This is a genomic window from Kitasatospora sp. NPDC029312, assembly GCF_055569215.1.
In genome coordinates this window covers 154179-160841 of record NZ_JBVHXY010000015.1, presented here as the reverse complement: position 1 = coordinate 160841, position 6663 = coordinate 154179, and the positions used below count along the sequence as shown (strand labels likewise).

Annotated in this window: 8 protein-coding genes and 1 pseudogene; 8 read left to right on the top strand and 1 reads right to left on the bottom strand. The window is 72.2% G+C overall.

What is annotated here, in order from left to right; genetic code table 11:
* Positions 1 to 559 (bottom strand): annotated as a pseudogene (locus tag ACZ4WV_RS15330) (hypothetical protein); the annotation flags it as partial.
* Between ACZ4WV_RS15330 and ACZ4WV_RS15325 the strand changes: the two are divergent.
* The 8 genes from ACZ4WV_RS15325 to ACZ4WV_RS15290 all read left to right on the top strand — a co-directional run bounded on the left by ACZ4WV_RS15325 (position 464) and on the right by ACZ4WV_RS15290 (position 6630).
* On the top strand, positions 464 to 670 hold the full coding sequence (locus tag ACZ4WV_RS15325; RefSeq protein ID WP_465746710.1) for a hypothetical protein: 207 nt from the start codon (positions 464 to 466) through the stop codon (positions 668 to 670). The pseudogene ACZ4WV_RS15330 and the gene ACZ4WV_RS15325 sit on opposite strands and share 96 nt — an antisense overlap.
* 74 nt (positions 671 to 744) lie before the next feature.
* The gene (gene eccB / locus ACZ4WV_RS15320) at positions 745 to 2205 is read left to right on the top strand and encodes a type VII secretion protein EccB (protein ID WP_465746702.1); all 1461 of its coding nucleotides are present in this window, start codon (positions 745 to 747) and stop codon (positions 2203 to 2205) included.
* A gap of 57 nt (positions 2206 to 2262) precedes the next feature.
* Positions 2263 to 2616 carry a hypothetical protein gene (locus ACZ4WV_RS15315; RefSeq protein WP_465746700.1) on the top strand — a complete coding sequence of 118 codons (354 nt, stop codon included), beginning with the start codon at positions 2263 to 2265 and terminating at the stop codon, positions 2614 to 2616.
* 58 nt (positions 2617 to 2674) lie between these two features.
* Complete coding sequence (locus ACZ4WV_RS15310) at positions 2675 to 2965, top strand: hypothetical protein (RefSeq protein WP_465746698.1); 291 nt, start codon at positions 2675 to 2677, stop codon at positions 2963 to 2965.
* Between the two features lie 13 nt (positions 2966 to 2978).
* The gene (locus ACZ4WV_RS15305; protein ID WP_465746696.1) at positions 2979 to 3470 is read left to right on the top strand and encodes a hypothetical protein; all 492 of its coding nucleotides are present in this window, start codon (positions 2979 to 2981) and stop codon (positions 3468 to 3470) included.
* Between the two features lie 114 nt (positions 3471 to 3584).
* Positions 3585 to 5780 carry a hypothetical protein gene (locus ACZ4WV_RS15300; protein ID WP_465746694.1) on the top strand — a complete coding sequence of 732 codons (2196 nt, stop codon included), beginning with the start codon at positions 3585 to 3587 and terminating at the stop codon, positions 5778 to 5780.
* 126 nt (positions 5781 to 5906) lie between these two features.
* On the top strand, positions 5907 to 6341 hold the full coding sequence (locus tag ACZ4WV_RS15295; RefSeq protein WP_465746692.1) for a YbaB/EbfC family nucleoid-associated protein: 435 nt from the start codon (positions 5907 to 5909) through the stop codon (positions 6339 to 6341).
* A complete protein-coding gene (locus tag ACZ4WV_RS15290) occupies positions 6334 to 6630 on the top strand; it encodes a hypothetical protein (protein ID WP_465746690.1) in 297 nt (98 codons plus the stop codon). The genes ACZ4WV_RS15295 and ACZ4WV_RS15290 overlap by 8 nt, the downstream gene beginning before the upstream one ends.
* Positions 6631 to 6663: the final 33 nt, after the last annotated feature.

The following is a 6663-nucleotide window of genomic DNA, read 5'->3' as shown; positions in this document are numbered from 1 at the left end:
CCCCCCCCCCCCCCCCCCCCCCCCCCCCCCCCCCCCCCCCCCCCCCCCCCCCCCCCCCCCCCCCCCCCCCCCCCCCCCCCCCCCCCCCCCCCGCCACCGGACGGCGGAGGGCGGGACGCCCGCCACGGCCGGCGACCCCGCGCCGACAACGGGCGCAACTTACGCATACGCCATTTCTACCCGCACTCCCGCGAACCGCACGTCGCCGCCGGTCCCGGCCCTGGCGGAGACTCACGGGCAGTGCCCGACCCTCCGCGATCACCACGGCACCCTCAGCGACCAGGGCGCCCTGTCCGCCCCGCTTGCGGCCCGGCGATGCCGCTGCCGCAGTCACCGTCGCCTCGGCAGCCCGGACACCGCCTCGCGCAGCTCCGCTGCGGCGTCCGGCCGGTGCTCGACCCGCTGGGGGCCGTGCTCCCACTGGGGGGCGGTAGCGGTTCCGCTCGTTGAAGGTGGCGCCGGCATGGGCGGCGCCAAGTTCGTCGGCGAGCACGTGGACGTCGGCGTCCGGGAAGTCGGCGAGGCCGCCGGCGTGGTCCGGGTCGAGGTGGGTGAGCACGACCGCGCGGACGTCGCGCGGGTCGTGTCCGAGGGCGCGGACCCGGCCGTCGCATCGCTGGTGAGCCGCAGGCTACCCGCAAGTAGCCGGCGAATGGCCCGGCACCGTTGAACGCGCCCGCCCGTCGGTCCCGTTGACGGAGAGGGGCGCGCACCAGGGCGCCCGCAGACCCGGGGAGGACATGGATGCAGTCCCGACGCGACCAGGTGCAGGCCCACCTGTTCGTGGTGAGCAGGCTCGCCTCCGGCATGCTGCGCGCCGAGCCCGACGCCGCCGACACCCCGACCGGGCGCACCACCCGGGGCGCCGTGACCGGGCTCGCGCTGGGCGTGCTGATCGGCCTCGGGGCCGCCGTGTACGGGGTCATGGTCCCCGGCGGCGACACGGCGTGGGCCAAGCCCGGCACGCTGGTGATGGTCAAGGAGACCGGCGCCCGCTACCTCTACGTCGGCGGGCAGCTGCACCCGGTGCTCAACGACACCAGCGCGAAGCTCGTGGCCGGCGAGCAGATGGCCGTCGAGGAGGTGAGCCGCGCCTCGCTCGCGGACACGCCCCGCGGCGCGCCGGTCGGCATCGCGGGCGCCCCGGACGGGCTGCCGCCGGCCGCCGACCTGGCGGGCGGCACCTGGCTGGTGTGCGGGACGGTCCAGCCGGCCCCGGGTGGCGGCGCGCCCGCGCCGAAGCTGGGCGTGCAGCTGGACCCGGCGAGGGAGGGCAAGGCGCTGGCCCCCGGCCAGGGCCTGCTGGTGACGACCCCGGACGGCGCCGTCCACCTGCTCTGGCAGGGCCAGCGCCTGCGCGTCGACACGGCGGACAAGGCGGTCCAGGCGCTGGGCTACTCGGGCACGACGCCGTTCCCCGTACCGGCCGGGCTGCTCAACGCGCTGCCCGCCGGGCCCGACCTCGCCGCCCCCGCCGTTCCCGGGCGCGGCGACCCGGGTCCGGCGCTGGCCGGCGGCCCGACCCGCGTCGGCCAGCTCTTCGAAGCCCCCGGCGGGGTGCACTACGTGCTGCAGCGGGACGGCCTGGTACCGCTGACGAAGACGCAGTACGGGCTCCTGATCGGCGATCCGAGCACCCAGAGCGCGGCGTACGGCGGCACGGCTCCGGCGCCCGCACGGATCGGCGCCGCGGACCTCGCCGCGCACACCGCACCGGGCGCCGGAGCCCCGGCAGCGGGTCTGCCGGAGTCCCCGCCGACGCTCGTCACCCCGCTGCGCGACGAGGGCGTGTGCGCGGACCTGCACGTGGGCGCCGGGGCGCCGGTCGGCTCGGTGACCGTCCTGGCCGCGGCGGACGCCGCGGCGGGCCGGGCGCCGGCACCACCGGTGCCGGGCTGTTCGGTCGCCGACCTGATCGCCATCCGTCCTGGCCGCGGCGCGCTCGTCCGGGCGCTCTCCGGTGCGGGCACGGGCAGCACGGAGTACCTGGTGACGGAGGCGGGCGTGCGCTACCCGCTGCCGTCCACCGCCGCCGTCAAACAGCTCGGCTACGCCGGTGCCACCCCGGTCGCCGTCCCCTCGGGCGTCCTGGGACTGCTGCCGACGGGTCCGAGCCTGGACCCGTCGGGGCTGGGCGCGGGCGCCTCCGCGAGCGCGCCCGCCAACGCTGGCGGCGCCACCGCGAGTTCACCCGCCTGCGGCTGAACCCCTCAGCGAACAGCCTCCGTTGACGAGATAGACCGACGAACGAAAGGAGCTCCGATGGCCACCCCCGCACCCGGCGGCATGCTCAATGTCGAGCAGCAGGCGATCCAGAACGCCCTGCAGAGCCTTGAGGGCCAGATCTCGGAGATGATCACTTCCGGCCAGACGGTCGAGCGGATCAACATGGAGATCGCCGCCAACTACGTGTCCGGGGCCAGCAAGGCCTTCCAGGACAAGGTCAGCGACTGGGTCGTGAACTACAAGCGGGTCATGCAGGCCTTCGACAAGCTCACCCAGGACCTCGGCAGCGCCCGCCAGATCCTCACGAAGGCCGAGGAGGACGCCCACGTCCACGGCGGCAACTGGGGCGCCTCGGACGGCGTCTACCACGCCCTCGGCGGCGCGAGCTGACGGGTAGCCAGCGCCCGCCAACACGACCACACCCACCGAACACGAGGAGGAGGCGCCCATGAGCGGCCCCACCGACATCATGCTCAGGCACGAGTCGATCGACGCGGCCTTCCAGGACCTGCTCAGCGCGGCCCAGACCATGCAGAACGGCCTGACGGAGCTGATCCGGCAGCTGCAGGGCATGGAGGCGAACGCCGGCCAGTACAAGCAGGCGTTCGGCGAGTTCCTGACCACCGCGCGGATGAGCTCCGAGGCCATGCACGACGACATGCGCGACGGCGCCAAGGCCCTCAACGAGATGAACGAGGCGATGAGGTACGCCGACCGGGCCGCCGCCGCGGGCTTCTGAGCGGGGCACGGGCATGGCCAAGGAGTTCCGTACCACCGAGGACAGCCTCAACGCCATCAGGACGCGGGTCGACCTCTGGCGGAGCTGGTTGCTGGGCAACGCGCCGCCGGACAACATGCCCAAGCGCGCGGATGGCGACAAGCACACGAACCTGGTCCGGCAGATCCAGGCCTTCGCGCTCGGCGCGGAGGGCCTGGGGAGTGTGGACAACCCGGACGGCTACGGCAAGTTGCTGGGCGCGCTCGGGATGCCGACGTCGACGCAGATGCAGACGGACTTCCAGAACTTCACCAAGGCGGTGAAGGCCCAGCTGGACGTTCTCGTCAAGTCGTTCGACCGGGTGTCGGACGGCCTCGATCTGGCCACGGTGAAGTTCAAGGACGGCGAGGAGCACGCGCTCAGCGCGTCCGAGATGTTCACGATCCTGTCCGGCTCGCCGAACACGAGCTCGACCAACCCGGTGACGCCCCCTCCCGGGCCTCCGCCGGCCCCGCCGAAGCCCTGAGGGGTGTCGCGGGCCCGGGCGTCGTCGCCGGGCCCGCGACGGCTTCCGTGGGTGGCAACCCAAGTCGTTCGCAGTGATTACAGCGTTCGCAGGACCCGCAGGAGGGTGATTCGATTGGCCGACAGTGGTGGCAGCGGTGGCGGTGGCGGTGGTGGCGGTGGCGCCGATTACCCGTGGGAAAATGCGCTGAAGGCCTTCGGCAACCCCAGCCCCGTCTCCCGCGACGACGTGGCCAATCCCGCGGTCGTCGGGGACTGGATCAAGGGATCGATCGTCCGGTCGGGGACCCTGCTGACCGAGGGCAAGGACAACGACGTCGTCGTCGCCGCCGTCCTGACGAAGTCGGACGGCTCCACGTGGTACGTCGGACTCAACGGCAACTACAAGGGCAACGGCGATGACAAGCCGGGCTTCGACTTCGCGAACAACAAGTGGGACCTGTTCGTCAACAACGTGGACGTCTTCCTGCCCGCTCTGACCTTGGGCGGGGAGAACAAGGCCACGAGCCGGCCGAGCCTCCGGTCCGGCGCCTATCTGGTGAAGAACCTGGGCGCCCTGCTCGATCTGATGAAGTCCGACATCCACTCATGGGGGAACGACCTCGACGTCGCGGACAGCGACTTCCAGGGCAGTGCGGCCGGCGAACTGAAGTCGTTTCTGGCCGGCATCGAGGACGCCCTGTTGCTCCTGGAGTTCCGGATCAAGCGGCACGGAGACCCCGTGACCACGCTGGACAAGGCGCAGCTGGCCCTGGGGGACGCGTACACCAACCTGATCAAGGCGCGTGATGCCTGGAAGAACTTCAGTACGCGGTGTTCGCCCATCCCCTGTCTGCGGGACGCGCTGACGGAGCTGCTCAAAGATCCTACGTTGGGCAAGGGCACCGACGGGAATGACACGGTCCTCTCCGGTGGCCTCGACGTGAGGAGCGACGCGTTCCTCTCCGCTGTGGAAGGCCGGGCGAAGCAGCTCTGGAAGAACTACGTCATCGACAACCTCGACAAGGCCGCGATCGGGTACATGGGCGCCCTCAGCGGCGCGTTCGTCGACGTCTCGGAGTCGCTCTACACGGACATCCCGACCGAGACCCCCGCACCGGCCCCCATCGCCCCGCCGAATCCCGGCGGCACGGACGGAGGTGGGCCGGGTGGGAAGGACGGCGCCGGCGGCCCGGGAGGGAAGGACGGCAACGACAAGCTCAACCTCGACGGTGGCGGAGGTGGCGGTGACGGCAAGGGCGGCGACAAGCACGGCGGCGGCCCGCTCCACCTCAACGGCGGGGGACCGCCCCCGCCGAAGCACGGCGGGCCGCTCACCCTGGACCCGAACGGCGGCAACACCGGCGGCACCCGCATCCCACTGCTCGACAAGGACGGGAACAAGCTGCTCGGCAAGGACGGCCAGCCGCTGACCGTCCCGCCCGGTTCGACCATCGACGGCCAGGGGCGGGTGATCGGACCAGACCACAAGCCGGTGATCGGACCGGACGGCAAGCCGCTGGTGGTCCCCAAGGGCACCAAGCTGGGCACGCCGACGCCCGTGGTCCCCGGCGGTGGGTTCTTCACGGTGCCGCCGGGCTCGAAGATCGATGAGAACGGGATGGTCGTCGGCCCGGACGGCAAGCAGCTGCGGGATGCCAGGGGCAATCCGGTCTACGCGGGCAAGAAGGGCTCGATCGACAAGGAGGGCCGGCTCCTCGGCGCCGACGGCAAGCCCGTCACGACGAACGAGCAGCTGTTCGCCGACGAGGAACACGCCCTGAACTCCCTGACCACGCTCGACCCCGCCACCAGCAACGGCGGGTTCGACCTCGGATCGCTGCGCGGCGGGAACCGGTGGCCCGATCCCGGCTCCTTCAACCTCGACAGCGGCCTGTCGGGATCGTCGGACGCCAGCCGCCTGTCCCTTGCCGACGTGGGCGTACCGAAGCCGGAGACCGGGTCCGGCTCACCACTGACCCTCGCCGGCGGTTTCTACGGCGACAAGGCGGTGCGTGAGGGCGGAGCGGTCAACTCTCCCGAGGACCTCGCCCTGTTGGAGACCGCCAAGAAGGCCGCTGCCCAGCAGTCGCTGAGTGAGAAGAGCGGCCCGAAGACGCCCAACCCGGCCCAGGAGGAGGCTCAGCTCCAGGGCCGCAGCGTCACCACCACCGGCGGAGGCATGCCGCCCATGATGCCGCCCGGCGGCATGGGCGCGGGTGCGGGCGGCCAGCAGGACGGCAAGGAGCGCCAGCGCACCACCTGGCTGGCCGAGGACGAAGAGGTGTGGGGCACCGATGCGGGTGCCGTCAGCGGGGTCATCGGTCGGTGACCGCACCCGCGCTGAACGCGTCCCGGCGACCGTCCCGTTGTCCCGAGTAGCAACCCGAAGGCCGATGCGCACCGGGCCCCGCCCCCGTGTGGCCCGGTGCGCGTCCTTCTCCGAGAGAGGCGTCAGATGGCGGTCTCCCCGTTCGCGCAACAAATCGAAGAGGCCATGGAGACCCTGCGCGAGCAGCAGGGCAAGCTGGCCGAGGCGACGCGCAAGCTCCAGGCGGAAACGGTCTCCGTCACCTCCAAGGACCGCATGGTCACGGCCGTCCTCGGCGCGCAGGGCCAGGTGGTGTCGCTCACCTTCCACACCACCGGCTACCGCTCCATGGCCCCGGCCCAGCTGAGCGCGGCCCTGGCCGACGTGCTCAACCGGGCCCGCGCGGACATGGGCGCCAAGGTGACGGAGTCCCTGGGCTCCTTCGAGGGCCTCGGCGAGACGCTGCGCACCTCGATGACCGGCGGCACCGAGCTCGACGAACTGCTCGCCCCGCTCCAGGCGATGCGTCCCGGATTCACCGCCGGGGCCCGGCGCGAGCGGCAGGAGGAGTTCCGTGGCTGAGTTCAAGGCGACGGCGGAGATGGGGTCCGCCTTCTCCAAGTACCCCGAGATGTCGGCCCTGCTCCTCAGGATGCAGGGCAGGGTCCACGAGATCGACGGATTCAACACCAACTCGGCCGGCCACGACGAGATCGGCAACGCCTACTTCGAGACGGTGAACCCGCCGACGAAGGGCCTCCTCAAGCTGCTGGGCCAGGTCAGCGCGATCGCCGAGAAGGCCGGCCACAACGGCCAGACCGCCGCCAAGCTGTTCGTCCGCACGGACGACGACCTCGCCTCGGGCGTCTGACAGCGCCTCCGGACGACCCGGCCGACGCACCTC